At 41.9% G+C, this 566-nt stretch carries 1 protein-coding gene; it reads right to left on the bottom strand.

From position 1 onward, the window contains the following. Positions 1 to 68 precede the first annotated feature (68 nt). On the bottom strand, positions 69 to 566 hold a 498-nt coding region (locus B3180_RS01910), incomplete at its 5' end, for a CDP-alcohol phosphatidyltransferase family protein (RefSeq protein WP_414654007.1).

The raw sequence follows: 566 nt of genomic DNA, 5'->3' as shown, positions 1-566 counted from the left end.
TCTGAGCCTTTCAAGATCTTTTTCGGACCACATTGATCGTTTGCTCAGAACTTCACCAATTTGGTGTTTTAATCTTCTTTCTCTGTCTTTTCTGCTTCTTTTTTGGTCTCTTTATTGTCATTAAAGTCTGCGTCATCGTCGTCGTCATCACCAACAACATGGCCCAACTTCAATTTCTTCACATTCTTTATAGTTAATACCGGGCCTGACAAAGCATATAAAAAGAATATAGAGAACAGCACTAATGATGGTTGTGTCGCAACAATCACGAAAGCCAGTACAATGACCAGTATGACTAAAAATGAAACTTTACCTTTCCAGTCAACGTCTTTAAAAGAGTGGTAACGGAAATTGGTTACCATCAATAGGCCGGCACAAATGGTAACAACAGCAGCGAAGCCAGCTATATCGCTTCCTTCAACACCGTATTCAGAACCAACCCAGACTAAACCGGCAACGATTGCTGCAGCGCTGGGTATCGCCAGTCCCTGAAAGAACTTTTTATCGGAAGAACCTAAGTTTGTATTAAAGCGCGCCAGGCGTAATGCACCACCAGCCACAAAAAT

Origin of the sequence: Idiomarina sp. UBA4206 (assembly GCF_002383015.1) — a bacterium.
Classification (GTDB): domain Bacteria; phylum Pseudomonadota; class Gammaproteobacteria; order Enterobacterales; family Alteromonadaceae; genus Idiomarina; species Idiomarina abyssalis.
The sequence above is the reverse complement of the archived record's forward strand: the minus strand, read 5'-3'. Positions and strand labels throughout refer to the sequence as shown.